Origin of the sequence: Pleomorphomonas sp. NRK KF1 (assembly GCF_023721755.1) — a bacterium.
Classification (GTDB): domain Bacteria; phylum Pseudomonadota; class Alphaproteobacteria; order Rhizobiales; family Pleomorphomonadaceae; genus Pleomorphomonas.
The window spans coordinates 14,279-28,507 of record NZ_JAMDLH010000003.1 but is presented as its reverse complement, the minus strand read 5'-3'; the positions used below and the strand labels follow the sequence as shown (position 1 = coordinate 28,507).

The window sequence follows — 14,229 nt, the reverse complement described above, 5'->3', positions numbered from 1 at the left end:
AAACGGGGACCAACTCGGACGTCCGGATATGACAAAGGACATGAACTTCATCGACGGTCTGCTCGGTCAGATGACCCTTGAGGAGAAGATCGGCCAGCTCAATCTCGTCACCCCCGGCGGCGAGACGCTGACCGGTACGGTCGTGAATACCGACGTCGCCGAGAAGATCAGGACCGGCCGCATCGGCGGCATCTTCGGCGTGAAATCGGCCGAGGCGGTGCGCGTCTTCCAGGATCTCGCGCAGGAAACGCGCCTGAAGATCCCGCTGATGTTCGCAGAGGATGTCATTCACGGCCAGAAGACCATATTCCCCCTGCCCCTGGCGCTCGCCGCCAGTTGGGACATGGATCTCGTTCGCGCCACCGCCCGCGTCGCCGCGCGGGAAGCGGCGTCGATCGGCATCGACCAGGTCTACTCGCCGATGATCGACGTCTGTCGCGATCCCCGTTGGGGGCGGATCGCCGAGAGCCCCGGCGAGGACCCCTTCCTGGCATCCCGTTTCGCCGAGGCGATGGTCGAAGGCTACCAGAACAACGATCTTTCCCACCCCGACGCGGTGATGGCCTGCCTCAAGCACTTCTGCGGCTATGGCGGCGGCATGGGCGGCCGTGACTACGATGCCGTCGATCTCTCCCCGGCCACGCTGCACGACGTGGTGCTGCCACCTTTCGTTGCCGGCATGCGGGCGGGCGCCGGTTCGATCATGGCGTCCTTCAACACGCTGAACGGCGTGCCGATGCACGCCAACCGCGCCGTGATTACCGAGCTGTTCCGCGAGAAGCTCGGTTTCGGTGGTCTCGTCGTCGCCGACTACACGGGAATCCTCGAACTGATCGCCCATGGCGTCGCCGCCGACCGAGCCGATGCCGCCCGCCTCGGTCTCACCGCCGGCGTCGACATGGACATGGTGTCGGAGACCTATCTCGAAACGCTTGAGGACAGCGTCGGCGCCGGCCTCATCAAAGAGGCCGAAATCACGGCCGCCTGCCGCCGCGTGCTTGAGGCCAAGCTTAAGCTCGGCCTGTTCGACGATCCCTATCACCGGCTGGACTGGGGACGCTCGGCGCAACCCATCCTGACCGCCGCCAACCGGCAACTTGCCCGAGAGGCGGTGGCCGCCGCCACAGTCGTTCTCAAGAACGATGGCAACCTGCTGCCCTTGCCGGCGCCGGAGAGCGGCAAGATCGGCACCATCGCCCTTGTCGGTCCCTTCGCGCTCGACCGCGTCAACATGAACGGCACCTGGGCCGTGGCCGCTTCGCCCTCCACGGTCGTTCCCATTGCCGACGGACTGCGCGAGGCCGTGGGCAACGCCGTGAGCGTGCTCACCGCCAAGGGGGCCAACATCGTCGACGAACTCTGGCTCGCCAGCCGACTCAACGTCCATGATTGGAAGGACCTGTCCGTCGTCATCGACGTCCGGTCACCAGAGGCGATGATCGCCGAGGCCGTCGCCACCGCGTCGAGCGCCGATGTCACCGTCGCCGTCGTCGGCGAAGCCCGCGAATACTCCGGCGAATCCTCCTCCCGTAGCGACCTTTCGATTCCCGAACCGCAGAAGAAGCTGCTCCGTGCTCTGAAGGCGACCGGCAAGCCGCTCGTCGTCGTCGTCATGACCGGGCGGCCGCTGGTGCTGGCCGAAGAAGCGTTGCTCGCCGACGCGCTGCTCGTCGCCTGGTTTGGCGGGACGGAGATCGGCCACGGCCTCGCGGACGTGCTGTTCGGCAAGAGCGAGCCGTCCGGCCGCCTGCCGGCGACCTTCCCCTACAGCCTCGGGCAGGTGCCCATCACCTATTCTCACCGGCCGACCGGTCGGCCGGCACCGGGCCGCTTCCAGAAGTTCACTTCCGGCTACGTCGACCTGCCGGACGACGTGCCCCAGAATGACGGCCTTTACCCGTTCGGCTTCGGCCTCGGCTACGGAACGGTGGCCTACGGCCCGCCGCGCGCCGTCCGGACTGAACTCGCAGGCGAGGATCGTCTCGATGTGACCGTGACCGTCACCAATCTCGGCGACCGCCCGACCCTCGAAACGGTGCAGCTCTACATCGGCGACCCTGTGGCAAGCGTCAGCCGGCCCGTGAAGGAACTCAAGGCCTTCCGCAAGCTGGCGCTCGCGCCCCGCGTCGCCGAAGCCGTCAGCTTCACCGTAACCGCAGCCGATCTCGACTTCTCCGTGGCGGAAACGGTCACTGATACCCGCCGACGCCTGGAAGGTGGAGCGTTCGACATCCATGTCGGCCCCAACTCTCGCGATACGCAGGCCGTGCGCGTCGTCTGGAACGAGCCAAAGATCGAAGGAAAGCGCTCATGACCCTCCCGCCGGCCACCGTCGCGGCCATGAGCGACAACGCCCTGCTGGACCTCGTACAGCAGGCGACGCTGAGCTACTTCTGGGACTATGGCCATCCGGTGAGCGGCATGGCGCGCGAGCGCGACAACGACGCTTTCGGCTATTCGCCCGACAACACGGTCACCACAGGCGGCACCGGTTTCGGCATCATGGCTTTGATCGCCGGGGCCGAACGCGGTTTTCTCGTCCGCGACGAGGTCGTCGCGCGCATTGCAAGGATCGTCGGCTTTCTCGAAGCGGCGGATCGCTTCCACGGCGTTTTCCCGCATTTCATGAATGGCGAAACCGGCAAAGCCATTCCGTTCGGCGAGAGGGACGATGGCGGCGACCTCGTCGAAACCTCGTTCCTGATGGCCGGCCTCTTGACGGCGCGGCAATGGCTGATCCCGGCACGGCCGGATATCGCAGCGCGCGTCGACCGGCTGTGGCGCGAGGTGGAATGGAGCCACCACCTGAGGGCCGACGGTGCCCTGCTCTGGCACTGGAGCCCCGTCCACGGCTTTGCCATGAACCACGCCATTACCGGTTGGAACGAGTGCCTGATCACCCATGTTCTAGCCGCCGCCGCGCCGATCCATCACGTTCCCGCCTCGACCTACCACCAGTCCTGGGCCAAGGGCCGCGACTTTCAGAATGGCCGCGATTACGGCGGCGTGACCTTGCCGCTCGGCCCCGATTACGGCGGGCCGCTGTTTTTCGCCCATTACTCCTTCATGGGTCTCGACCCGCGCGGCCTCTCCGACGCCTACGCCGACTATTTCGCCCAGAACACCGCGCATGCCCTGATCAACCGCGCCCATTGCCTGACCAACCCCGGCGGCTTCGAGGGCTACGGTCCGGAGTGCTGGGGATTGACGGCGTCCGACACGTTCGACGGCTACAACGCTCATTCGCCCACCAACGACACCGGCGTCATCACCCCGACGGCGGCGCTCGCCTCGTTTCCCTACGTTCCCAGGGAGTCCATGGCTGCAATGCGCGGATTCCTCACCACCATGGACGGACGGCTGTTCGGACCGCGCGGCTTTGCCGATGCCTTCTCGCCGGGGCGGAACTGGGTGGCTTCGAGCCACCTTGCCATCGACCAGGGCCCCATTGTCGCGATGATCGAGAACCACCGGTCGGCGCTTCTCTGGACGCTGTTCATGTCGGCGCCGGAGGTGTTGGCCGGCCTGAGCCGTCTCGGCTTCTCCAGCCCGCATCTCGACAAGGCGGCAGTGGCATGACGCCCGACGTCATCACCATCGGAGCTTCCGACGATCCGGATGCCGCCGATGCCCGCATGAGCATCGAGCTCTGGCGGACCGAGGCCCCCTCTGGTCGCCTCGCCGTCACGGCGCACGGTCGCAACGGCGCCGCGCAGGCGCCGCACATGCTGAAGCTGGTCGATGCCTACCGCGCGCGCGGCTACGTCGTCGTCTCCCCCAACTGCTGCGCCTCGGCCTGGAACGACAGCGCCGGCAGCGAGGCCGACTTTCTGCTTGAGAACCACGTTCGCGACGTGCTGCGTACCATCGACTGGACGATGAGCAACGCGGCCGCCATAGGCTGGAGCGGCGGCGACCACCTCGCCCTCTGCGGTCATTCCATGGGCGCCTATGCAGTCGCGCGTCTCGCCGCGCATGAACACGCTCGGCATACCTCCCATTTGCTGCTCGTGTCGCCCTTCACCTCCGGGGTCCGCCAGATCGAAGCGCGCGAGAAGTACCACCCGAACGGCATCGCCAACCTCAAGCGCGAGGTTCCACGCGCACTCGACGAGTGGCCCCGCCATGACATTTTCACCTCGATCGACCTTCTGAAACTGCCGGTGGCAGTGTTTGCCGGCGGCAAGGACATCGTGGCGCCGCCCGAAAACGTCGAAGAGCTCGTAACGAGGCTACCCAAGCCGCCCTTCTACCGGCTGTTGCCGGAGGCGTCGCACTGCCTCGAAGGCGGGGACTACCAGTCCGAACTTCTGGCCGCCATCGACTGGCTCGACCTCGGCGGAACAGCCTCCGCTCCGGCCACCTGAGTCACGCCAACTCAGAACAGCGCCGCCATATCCATGAGGATGTAGGCATTTAGTCGTATTTACACGTAGTTCGTTTCGCCGTTTCACGGACGGGGCGAGGCCACATACTCTCGGACTTTGCCGCAATTTCGGGAAAATCCAGACGTGATGACGTTCGATTGGCCTGGATCTGTATCGTTTTGCATCGGGTCCCCGGCGATTTGGCTTTGACGGCCCACCTCCGAGAAGGTACTTACGACTCAGGCTTTTTCTGTTGCTTGACGTTGACGTCAACGTCAAGCAAGCATGCCAAAGGGAGCGTTCGTCTCCCGCCTCATGAGGGAACATCATCCGATGGCCGACGCCCGCCTGGCGGCTTCCCGCCCGCTCTCGCCGCACCTGCAGGTCTTCCGCTTCATCCTGACCATGGCGATGTCGATCGTCCACCGCATTACCGGCGGCTTCCTTTATGTCGGCACGGTGTTCGTCGCCGTCTGGCTGGTGGCGGCCGCGAGCGGGCCGGAGTGGTTCGCCCAAGTCGACGGCGTCTATCAGAGTTGGATCGGCCGACTGATCCTCCTGGGTCTCGTCTGGTCGCTGATCCACCACGCCATAGGCGGCATCCGTCATTTCATCTGGGATCTCGGCTATGGCTTCGATCCCAAGACCGCCGATCGGCTGGCCCTCTTCAATCTCGTGGCCGGCGTAGTGCTGACGGGTGTCGTCGCCATCGCTGCCTTCATCTTCGCCTGAGGTTCGCCATGAGCAAGTCCTTCCGCTTTCAGACGTCGCTGAAGCACGCTCGCGGCTTCGGCTCGGGCAAGTCGGGCACGACGCATTTCTGGCAGCAACGGGTGACCGGCGTCGCCGCGCTCCTGTTGTCGCTCGTCTACGTCGTGCTGCTCGTCAAGCTTCAGGGCGACGACTATGCCGCGGTGATGGCCACGCTCGGCAATCCCTTCGTCGCCGTTCTGATGCTCGCCTTCCTCGGCGTCAGCGTCTGGCACATGAAGATCGGCATGCAGGTGATCATCGAAGACTACGTCAACCAGCCGCTGCTGCGAGTCCTGACGCTGATGGCCAATTCCTTCTTCTCGGCGCTGGTCGGCATTGCCTCGGCCGTGGCGCTCATCAAGATCACCTTCGGAGCCTGATCATGGCCGTTGCCTCAGAGAATGCCGGCGGCAAGCAGACCGCCTTCAATGTTGGCGGCCGCGCCTATCAGTTCATCGACCATACCTTCGACGTGGTGGTGGTGGGCGCCGGCGGCGCCGGCCTCAGGGCCGTGGTCGGCGCCTCGGAGGCGGGCCTTTCCACCGCCTGCATCACCAAGGTGTTTCCCACCCGCTCGCATACCGTCGCCGCCCAGGGCGGCGTCGCCGCCTCGCTCGGCAACATGGGGCCGGACGACTGGCGCTGGCACATGTACGACACCGTCAAGGGGTCGGACTGGCTGGGCGATCAGGACGCCATCGAGTATCTGGTGCGCAACGCGCCGGCCGCCGTCTACGAGCTCGAGCACTGGGGCGTGCCCTTCTCCCGCACCGAGGAAGGCAAGATCTACCAGCGGCCGTTCGGCGGCATGACCACCAACTTCGGCGAAGGCATCGCCCAGCGCACCTGCGCCGCCGCCGACCGCACCGGCCACGCCATGCTGCACACCATGTACGGTCAGGCGCTCCGGCATTCGGCCGAGTTCTTCATCGAGTACTTCGCCATCGACCTGATCATGGAGAACGGGGCCTGCCGGGGCGTGGTCGCGCTCGACATGGAGACCGGCTCGATCCACCGCTTCCGCGCCCACAAGACAGTGCTGGCGACCGGCGGCTACGGCCGCGCCTATTTCTCCTGCACCTCGGCCCATACCTGCACCGGCGATGGCAATGCCATGGTGCTGCGCGCCGGCCTCGCGTTGCAGGACATGGAGTTCGTGCAGTTCCACCCCACCGGCATCTACGGGGCCGGCTGCCTGATCACCGAGGGCTCGCGCGGCGAAGGCGGCTATCTAACCAACTCCGAGGGTGAGCGCTTCATGGAGCGCTACGCGCCGTCGGCCAAGGATCTCGCCAGCCGCGACGTCGTCTCCCGCTCCATGACCATGGAGATCCGCGAGGGGCGTGGCGTCGGCAAGCTCAAGGACCACATCTACCTCCACCTCGATCATCTCGATCCGGCGATCCTGGCCGAGCGCCTGCCGGGCATCTCGGAAAGCGCCAAGATCTTCGCGGGCGTCGACGTGACGCGCGAGCCGATCCCCGTGCTGCCGACCGTCCACTACAACATGGGCGGCATCCCCACGAACTATCATGGCGAGGTGCTGGCCAAGATCGACGGCGATCCCGACCGGATCGTGCCGGGCCTGATGGCCGTCGGCGAGGCCGCCTGCGTGTCGGTGCACGGCGCCAACCGCCTCGGCTCCAACTCGCTGATCGACCTCGTGGTGTTCGGCCGCGCCGTCGGCCACCGCTGCGCCGAGACCATCGACAAGGGCGGCCGCATCGCCGACCTGCCCAAGGACGCCGGTCTCTATGCCCTGGAGCGGCTCGACCGCGTGCGCCATGCTTCCGGCTCGACGCCGACCGCCGAACTCCGGCTGTCGATGCAGAAGACCATGCAGTCCAACTGCGCCGTGTTCCGCACCGGGGAGGTTTTGGAAGAAGGCGTCAAGCTGATCCACGATTGCTGGGCGGCAGGCGACGACCTCAAGACCACCGACCGCTCGCTGATCTGGAACACCGATCTCACCGAGGCGCTCGAATACGAGAACCTGATTCTGCAAGCCGTGGTCACCATGGAAGGCGCCGCCAACCGCAAGGAAAGCCGGGGCGCGCATGCCCGCGAGGACTACCCCAACCGCGACGACAGCGAGTGGATGAAGCACACGTTGGCCTCGATCGACCCGGGCGCCCGTAGCGTCGGCCTCGATTACCGGCCGGTGCACGCCTACACGATGACCTCCGAGATCGAGTACATCCAGCCGAAGGCGCGCGTGTACTGAGCGCCAACCGCCTCGACTTCAACGTCGATCGGCCAACGAAAGTTTCGAGGAAACAAGTCCATGGTTCAGCTCACGCTGCCGAAGAACTCGAAGATCAAGGCCGGCAAGGTCTGGCCGAAGCCTGAGGGCGCGACGCGCGTCCGCGAGTTCCGCATCTACCGCTGGGACCCCGAGGACGGGCGCAATCCGCGGCTCGATACCTTCTTCGTCGATGTCGACGATTGTGGGCCGATGGTGCTCGACGCGCTCCTGTGGATCAAGAACAAGGTCGATCCGACGCTGGCGCTGCGCCGCTCCTGCCGCGAGGGCATCTGTGGCTCCTGCGCCATGAACATCGACGGCATGAACACGCTGGCCTGCACCAAGGGCATGGACGAGATCTCCGGCCCCATCAAGGTCTACCCGCTGCCGCACATGAACGTGGTGAAGGACCTCGTGCCGGACCTCACGCACTTCTATGCTCAGCACAAGTCGATCGAGCCGTGGCTGCACACCTCTTCGCCCACGCCGGAGACCGAGTGGCTGCAGAGCCATGACGACCGCCAGAAGCTCGACGGCCTCTACGAGTGCATTCTCTGCGCCTGCTGTTCGACGTCCTGCCCGAGCTACTGGTGGAATGGTGATCGCTACCTCGGCCCGGCGATCCTGCTGCAGGCCTATCGCTGGCTGATCGACAGCCGCGACGAGGCGACCGGCGAGCGGCTCGACAATCTCGAGGATCCGTTCCGCCTCTATCGCTGCCACACGATCATGAACTGCGCCCAGACCTGTCCGAAAGGTCTCAACCCGGCCAAGGCGATTGCCGAGATCAAGAAGATGATGGTCGAGCGGCAGATCTGACGGTCATTTCCCCCTTCGGACAAAAAAGGCGGCCCAACGTGATTCGGTGCCGCCTTTTTTGCGCGCCTCGCCGCGACAACACCGCGCCTGTGACCTGCTTCCGTCCTTTTTCCACCTCAATAAGGGCTGCTTCCCACGGCTTATATCCCAGCCTGCACCGGGCTCGCCGGCGCTGCTGGAAGCCAAAGAAATGTTCGCCCGGAAACTCCTCGTCAGCCTCGTCTTCGCCACCATCTTTGCCCAGGCCCTCGCCGCCCTTGCCGAGTACGCCACCGTGAAAAGCGCCGCGTCGATGAGCACGGTTGTGGAAACGACCGCTTCTCTGGAAGCCCCGACATCCTGACCGAATAGCTGCCGCTGACTGCCCATAAAGCCAGCAGACCGGCGCCGACTGGTCGCCGACGATGACGCCCGACCAAGACAAGCGCCGCTTGCGCTACGCCCTTCGGGGGGCTTGAAGGCACGTCCTCGAGACTATACCTCGCCAACGTCCGACTGGCGGCATGCCGATTCTGCCTTGAAGATGAAGGCCTTAGACTTTGGTCTAGGTCGTTTGTCCGGGGAAGGTGAGTGGGTGGCGCGCTTTATGCATTCGAGTTTTGCGAGAGGCGCGTCATCGGCCTGTCTCGCAAACGTCATGGAGAATCCATCGGCGCGGCGCAGAGGAATGTGGGACTGATCGCGCCCTGAGGGCGTGCGCTTCCCCGGAGCATGATGAAGAAAGACGGAACGATGGCGTTGATGACACCTCCAAGCGGCAGGGGCTTGTTCAGGATGCAGACCGTCGATGTGCTGTTTCTGTGCGAAACCAACAGTGCGACCAGCCTGATGGCCGAAGCGCTGCTCAATCAGCGCGGCGACACGCGCATTCGCGCCTTCAGCGCCGGCAGCCGGCCGGCGACCGCCCTCCTGCCAGAAGCCGAGCAGGCGCTCAGTCAGCGGGCCATTCCGACCGACGGGCTGGAGCCAAAGACGTGGACCATCTTCGCCCTGCCCGGCGGGCTTCGCCCGCACATCGTCGTCGATCTGGCCACCGTCACCTGGACCGAACCCGATTGCGCCCGTCTCGCCGAATACGCGACACTTCGCTGGCCGCTGCGCGACCCGGCGCTGGTCGAACGCAAGGCCGACCGGCGGGCCGTGACCGAGACGGTGCTCAACGCCCTTCAAACCCGGATCTCCGGCGAGCTGATGCGGCGCATCGATAGCGTGCGGCAGGCCATTGACGGCGAGCCGTCGCCGGCCTCCCGGCAGTGGGCGTGACGGGCGCCGATGGATTCGCCGCCGATGACGCATGATGATGGCCGATCAGGCCGAACCGCGCGTTCACTGTGGCTTCCCGCCAGTCGACCGGTCACGTGAATGTACATGAAATCAGGCTGTTAACTGGATTCTTCAGGCGTCCGAAACGGACTTCTTCATTGAGCCGCATACCCTCTTGCGCTCGCAACGAACATCGTTATAGTGCGCGGCCACGAGCCGGGGCGCCGGCCGTATGGAGAGGTGGCCGAGTGGTTTAAGGCGCACGCCTGGAACGCGTGTATAGGGGCAACCCTATCGAGGGTTCGAATCCCTCCTTCTCCGCCATCGCACAATCAACTCATAGGCATAAGTTGTTCTCGTGGCGGTTGTGCCGTTGCGCGATAGCACTGCCCCACACCGTGTCCGAGCGCCGGTTCGCTCCTTGCTCTATCCTCCCCTTTTCGAAACTCAGTGTGCAAAGCCGGTACCCGTCTTCGCTGGAGTTGATTTGGTCCGACTGCGATCAGCGCATTCGCGCTCCTTGGCATCATCGCAGTAAATCCGAGAAGTCACGAATGCTATTTTCGACAATACACGCGCGCTTCAGTCACGATAAATGTATCGAACGAATTCGTAAAAAACAGAAACGGTCTCACTCATCGCTTAACTAAACGACAGGATTTATAGTCCAGCTTGACTACTTGCCATGGCGGATATTCGACGATGTCGGTCGCATCGTCGGAACGTTCTCGCGCCGGTGGCGGGCAAAGGCCCGCATTCTGGAAGTTTTGGCCGGAGGTCTCATGTTCGATCGTCTGCGCATTATTTCCCGCATTGCCCTGATCTGCGGCGTCATGATCATTCCGGTTCTCACCTTCGGCACGTTGTTCTTCGAGCAGTCGCGAGAGCAGAGCCGACAGACAGCCGCCGAGATCCGAGGCATGGAGCATTACCGGCTGGGCTTCGCCTTGTGGGAAGCGTTGCTTGTCGAGGAACGGGCACCCGGCGCCACCATGTCGCAGCCGGTCGCCGATTTGCGCAAGGCCTATGCCGAGGGGACGGCGGCCTACGACGGGCTGCACGGCACAGACAAGCTCTCGAAAGACTTCGTCGCCGCCGCCGAGGTGGGACGCGGAAACGAGGCCAAGGTCACCGGCCTGGAGTTGCTCAACGTCGTGCGCAACACCTCCGAACTGACGCTCGATCCGAAGGCCTCCAGCTATTACCTGATCGACGCGGCGACCATGCAGATGCCGACGCTGCTGATGGCCTCGAGCAATCTCGGCGATCTCTTCGCGCTCGCCGATCGCACCAAGGGCTTCATCACACCGCAGCAGCGCATCGAGATCGTCGGCGCGCTGCACGACATCGACAAGAGCGCCGCCGCCCTCACCTACGATTTCCAGATCGGCATGGCCGGCATCACCGATGCCAAGGCTGCGGATCTCATGACCAAGGCGGAAAATCTCGCCAAGACGGCAACAGGGTTCGCCGACAAGCTCAGACCGGCCGTGCAGGTTCTGGCCACCGGAAAGTTTCCCAAGGATCTCAACGTTGGAGTTGCCGATGCCAAGGGCGCCCTGCGCACCGAGACGCTGGCGCTTTGGCACCAGACAGCGGATGAGATCGACACATTGCTCGGCAGCCGCATCAGCGGCCTCAACTGGGCGCTCTACGCCAACCTCGCCATCATCGGTGTGATCCTGACGATCGCCGGGGTGCTCGCCTATGTCGTCACGCGATCGATCTCAAGGCAGATGGCGCGCCTGACCGGCGTTCTGGGCGATATCGAGGCCGGGCGCTTCGACGTCGAGATCCCCTATGCCGGTCTTGGCAACGAGATCGGCAGCATGGCCAAGAGCTTCGCGGTCTTCCGGGACGGCCTAGCCGAAGCCGAGCGCATGCGGGTCGAGCGGGAAAGCCAGAGCGCCGATGCGATCCGCGCCGCCAGCCGTCGAATAGAGCTGGTCTCGGCCTTCACGGATCGGATGACCGGGCTGGCCGGAGCCTTCACCGCATCGTCGGGCGAGGTCAACACCGCCGCCGAAGGGCTTTCCGAAAATGCCCGCCATTCCGCCGACCGGACGGATGTGGTGAACACCGCCGCCGAGGAAGCGTCGGTCAACGTCAACACCGTCGCCTCGGCCACGGAAGAACTGGCGGCCTCGATCGGCGAGATCGCCGGGCAGGTGCGCAGGTCGGCCGACGTTGCCGCCGCGGCGGCCGACGATGCGACTCTTTCCGAACAGAGCATCAGCGCCTTGTCGCTGGCCGCCGAGAAGATCGGCGATGTCGTCAGCCTGATCTCGGCGATCGCCGAACAGACCAATCTGCTGGCGCTCAACGCCACCATCGAGGCGGCGCGAGCCGGCGAAGCCGGCAAGGGGTTTGCCGTCGTCGCGTCCGAGGTCAAGCAGCTCGCTTCGCAAACCGCCAAGGCGACCGCCGACATCTCGCAGAAGATCGTCGAGATCCAGACGCAGACATCGACCTCCGTCGATGCCATCTCCCGCATCGTCAGCACTGTCCGGTCGCTGGGCGAGATCACCCAAACCATCTCGGCTGCCGTCGAACAGCAGGGGGCCGCCACCCGTGAGATCGCCGTCAACTGCCAGCGGGCGGCTTCCGGCGCGGGAGCCGTCACCGACAACATCGGCGAAGTGGCGGCCGCCGTCGACCTGACGGGAACGTCGGCCGGCCGACTGACCAACCTCGCCCACGACCTCGCCCGCCGCGCCGAGGAGCTCAACCAAGAGGTCGGCGCCTTCGCCGAACAGCTGGCCGCCGCCTGACGTGTCAGGTGGCGACCGTTCGCCGATGCGCTTTCGTCAACCCAGCCCGAGTTCGGAGAAGAAATCGTTGCCCTTGTCGTCGATGACGATGAAGGCAGGGAAATCGACGACCTCGATCCTCCAGACCGCCTCCATGCCAAGTTCGGGGAATTCGACGAGCTCGACCTTTCGGATGCAGTCGCGCGCAAGCCGCGCGGCCGGCCCGCCAATCGAGCCGAGATAGAAGCCGCCGTGACGGGCGCAGGCGTCGCGAACGGCGGCGGACCGATTCCCCTTGGCCAGCATGACCTTCGAACCGCCCAAACTCTGGAACTGATCGACGTAAGAATCCATTCGTCCTGCGGTCGTCGGGCCGAACGAGCCCGAGGCATAATTTGGAGGCGTCTTGGCCGGGCCGGCGTAGTAGATCGGATGGTTCCGGAAATAATCCGGCAGCGGTTCGCCACGCTCCAATCGCTGGCGCAACTTCGCATGGGCGAGATCGCGGGCAACGATCATCGGACCGGTGAGGCTGAGACGGGTGCGGATTGGATGGCCCGACAAAGTCCTCAGGATTTCTGACATCGGCTGATTCAGGTCGATCTCCACAACGGCGTCGCCGAGCGCGTCGGCATCGACATCAGGGAGGAAACGGGCTGGGTTTTGCTCGAGCTCCTCGAGGAAGACCCCGTCCTTCGTGATCTTTCCCAAGGCCTGTCGGTCGGCCGAGCAGGACACGCCGATGCCGATCGGCAGCGAGGCGCCATGGCGCGGCAGGCGAATGACGCGGACGTCGTGACAGAAATACTTGCCGCCGAACTGCGCCCCCACGCCGGTGGCCTGCGTCGCCTTGAACACCTCAGCCTCGAAAGCCAGATCGCGAAAGGCGTGACCGGCCGCCGAGCCGGCCGTCGGCAAGCCATCCAGCGCCTTGGTCGAGGCCAGCTTGACCGTCTTCAGGTTCATCTCCGCCGACGTGCCGCCGATGACGATGGCCAAGTGGTAGGGCGGACAGGCGGCCGTGCCCAGCGTCAGGATCTTCTCCTTGATGAAGGCCAGCATGCGGTCGTGGGTCAGCAACGACGGCGTCCCCTGGAACAGGAAGGTCTTGTTGGCCGAGCCACCGCCCTTGGCGACAAACAGGAACTTGTAGGCGTCATCGCCCTCCGCGTAGATGTCGATCTGGGCCGGAAGATTGTCGCCGGTGTTGATCTCGTCGAACAGGGTCAGCGGGGCGAGCTGGGAGTAGCGCAGATTCCTGGCGGCGTAGGCGTCTCGAACGCCTTGGCCGATCGCCGCGTGGTCGCCACCGGAGGTCCAGACGCGGCGCCCCTTCTTGGCCGAGACGATGGCGGTGCCGGTGTCCTGACACATCGGCAATACGCCAGCAGCCGAAATGCAGGCGTTCTTCAGAAGATCATAGGCGACGAAGCGATCGTTGTCGGTGGCCTCGGGATCATCGAGGATGCTCGCGAGCTGGGCGAGATGGGCCGGCCGCAGCAGGTGATTTATATCCCCAAAGGCGGTCTCGGCGAGGAGCCGCAGTGCCTCCGGCTCAACCTTCAGGACGGCCTCCCCCTGGAACGTCACTTCGCTCACCAGATCGCCGGTCAGCTTCCGGTAGGGGGTCTCATCGTCCGCAAGGGGAAACAGACCGTTCTTGTCGTCGGGCATCGGATTATCCTCCGCTGAGGAGCCGACGAGCACACCACTGCCGCCGGACATGCATGGCGGCCTCTCTAGCGCGACCTCGCAGCAGGGCCAATACGAGCGGCGTCGTCCAATAGGATGATTGAGAATGGCCACGTTTTTGCCGCCGTTCGCGCTTCCGAACGCATCCGAAGCTGCGTTCGGATTTCCGAACAAATGCTCGGCGCCAAGAAAAATCCCTTTTGGAACAAAGGGACAATTAATTGCCCGTGAGAACTCTTCGCAACTGAGCGAGTTTAACGACCAAGAGCTCCGCCACAATGACGCCACATCGTTCGGATTTCCGAACGAAGCTTTGCGAGCATCAGAAAAACAATTTTAA

At 64.5% G+C, this 14,229-nt stretch carries 12 protein-coding genes and 1 tRNA gene; 12 read left to right on the top strand and 1 reads right to left on the bottom strand.

Translation table 11 applies throughout. The features are described 5' to 3' along the window. The first annotated feature begins 28 nt into the window (after positions 1 to 28). The 11 genes from bglX to M4J39_RS09575 all read left to right on the top strand — a co-directional run bounded on the left by bglX (position 29) and on the right by M4J39_RS09575 (position 12,218). Positions 29 to 2,314: a beta-glucosidase BglX gene (bglX, locus tag M4J39_RS09625; protein ID WP_251727629.1), complete on the top strand. Its 2,286-nt coding sequence runs from the start codon at positions 29 to 31 to the stop codon at positions 2,312 to 2,314. Further along, positions 2,311 to 3,579, top strand: coding sequence for a glucoamylase family protein (locus M4J39_RS09620; protein ID WP_251727628.1), 1,269 nt, complete (start codon positions 2,311 to 2,313; stop codon positions 3,577 to 3,579). Before bglX ends, M4J39_RS09620 begins: the two co-directional genes overlap by 4 nt. After that, positions 3,576 to 4,367, top strand: a complete 792-nt coding sequence (locus M4J39_RS09615) for a S9 family peptidase (protein ID WP_251727627.1) — start codon at positions 3,576 to 3,578, stop codon at positions 4,365 to 4,367. Before M4J39_RS09620 ends, M4J39_RS09615 begins: the two co-directional genes overlap by 4 nt. Before the next feature lie 333 nt (positions 4,368 to 4,700). Beyond that, positions 4,701 to 5,099, top strand: coding sequence for a succinate dehydrogenase, cytochrome b556 subunit (sdhC, locus tag M4J39_RS09610; RefSeq protein ID WP_251727626.1), 399 nt, complete (start codon positions 4,701 to 4,703; stop codon positions 5,097 to 5,099). A gap of 8 nt (positions 5,100 to 5,107) precedes the next feature. Further along, positions 5,108 to 5,500 carry a succinate dehydrogenase, hydrophobic membrane anchor protein gene (gene sdhD / locus M4J39_RS09605; RefSeq protein WP_251727625.1) on the top strand — a complete coding sequence of 131 codons (393 nt, stop codon included), beginning with the start codon at positions 5,108 to 5,110 and terminating at the stop codon, positions 5,498 to 5,500. A gap of 2 nt (positions 5,501 to 5,502) precedes the next feature. Then, complete coding sequence (sdhA, locus tag M4J39_RS09600) at positions 5,503 to 7,344, top strand: succinate dehydrogenase flavoprotein subunit (protein WP_251727624.1); 1,842 nt, start codon at positions 5,503 to 5,505, stop codon at positions 7,342 to 7,344. 60 nt (positions 7,345 to 7,404) lie between these two features. After that, a complete protein-coding gene (locus tag M4J39_RS09595; RefSeq protein ID WP_251727623.1) occupies positions 7,405 to 8,184 on the top strand; it encodes a succinate dehydrogenase iron-sulfur subunit in 780 nt (259 codons plus the stop codon). 190 nt (positions 8,185 to 8,374) lie between these two features. Further along, on the top strand, positions 8,375 to 8,527 hold the full coding sequence (locus M4J39_RS09590) for a hypothetical protein (protein WP_251727622.1): 153 nt from the start codon (positions 8,375 to 8,377) through the stop codon (positions 8,525 to 8,527). A 431-nt stretch (positions 8,528 to 8,958) separates the two neighbouring features. Continuing rightward, a complete protein-coding gene (locus tag M4J39_RS09585) occupies positions 8,959 to 9,447 on the top strand; it encodes a hypothetical protein (protein ID WP_251727621.1) in 489 nt (162 codons plus the stop codon). A gap of 234 nt (positions 9,448 to 9,681) precedes the next feature. After that, positions 9,682 to 9,771, top strand: a tRNA-Ser gene (locus tag M4J39_RS09580). 458 nt (positions 9,772 to 10,229) lie between these two features. Continuing rightward, positions 10,230 to 12,218, top strand: coding sequence for a methyl-accepting chemotaxis protein (locus tag M4J39_RS09575; RefSeq protein ID WP_251727620.1), 1,989 nt, complete (start codon positions 10,230 to 10,232; stop codon positions 12,216 to 12,218). A gap of 36 nt (positions 12,219 to 12,254) precedes the next feature. Here the strand turns inward: M4J39_RS09575 and M4J39_RS09570 are convergent, their stop codons facing one another. Beyond that, positions 12,255 to 13,871 carry a fumarate hydratase gene (locus M4J39_RS09570; RefSeq protein ID WP_251727619.1) on the bottom strand — a complete coding sequence of 539 codons (1,617 nt, stop codon included), beginning with the start codon at positions 13,869 to 13,871 and terminating at the stop codon, positions 12,255 to 12,257. A gap of 124 nt (positions 13,872 to 13,995) precedes the next feature. Here M4J39_RS09570 and M4J39_RS09565 point away from each other — a divergent pair, with 124 nt between their 5' ends. Then, positions 13,996 to 14,229 (top strand): hypothetical protein, encoded by a 234-nt coding sequence (locus M4J39_RS09565; RefSeq protein WP_251727618.1) that lies wholly within the window; start codon positions 13,996 to 13,998, stop codon positions 14,227 to 14,229.

Excerpts from the sequence above, each read along its gene's own strand:
- sdhC (WP_251727626.1), top strand. The coding sequence starts at position 4,701 with ATGGCCGACGCCCGCCTGGCGGCTTCCCGCCCGCTCTCGCCGCACCTG.
- bglX (WP_251727629.1), top strand. The coding sequence starts at position 29 with ATGACAAAGGACATGAACTTCATCGACGGTCTGCTCGGTCAGATGACC.
- M4J39_RS09590 (WP_251727622.1), top strand. The coding sequence starts at position 8,375 with ATGTTCGCCCGGAAACTCCTCGTCAGCCTCGTCTTCGCCACCATCTTT.
- sdhD (WP_251727625.1), top strand. The coding sequence starts at position 5,108 with ATGAGCAAGTCCTTCCGCTTTCAGACGTCGCTGAAGCACGCTCGCGGC.
- M4J39_RS09570 (WP_251727619.1), bottom strand. The coding sequence starts at position 13,871 with ATGCCCGACGACAAGAACGGTCTGTTTCCCCTTGCGGACGATGAGACC.
- M4J39_RS09575 (WP_251727620.1), top strand. The coding sequence starts at position 10,230 with ATGTTCGATCGTCTGCGCATTATTTCCCGCATTGCCCTGATCTGCGGC.
- M4J39_RS09595 (WP_251727623.1), top strand. The coding sequence starts at position 7,405 with ATGGTTCAGCTCACGCTGCCGAAGAACTCGAAGATCAAGGCCGGCAAG.
- sdhA (WP_251727624.1), top strand. The coding sequence starts at position 5,503 with ATGGCCGTTGCCTCAGAGAATGCCGGCGGCAAGCAGACCGCCTTCAAT.
- M4J39_RS09615 (WP_251727627.1), top strand. The coding sequence starts at position 3,576 with ATGACGCCCGACGTCATCACCATCGGAGCTTCCGACGATCCGGATGCC.
- M4J39_RS09620 (WP_251727628.1), top strand. The coding sequence starts at position 2,311 with ATGACCCTCCCGCCGGCCACCGTCGCGGCCATGAGCGACAACGCCCTG.
- M4J39_RS09585 (WP_251727621.1), top strand. The coding sequence starts at position 8,959 with ATGCAGACCGTCGATGTGCTGTTTCTGTGCGAAACCAACAGTGCGACC.
- M4J39_RS09565 (WP_251727618.1), top strand. The coding sequence starts at position 13,996 with ATGGCCACGTTTTTGCCGCCGTTCGCGCTTCCGAACGCATCCGAAGCT.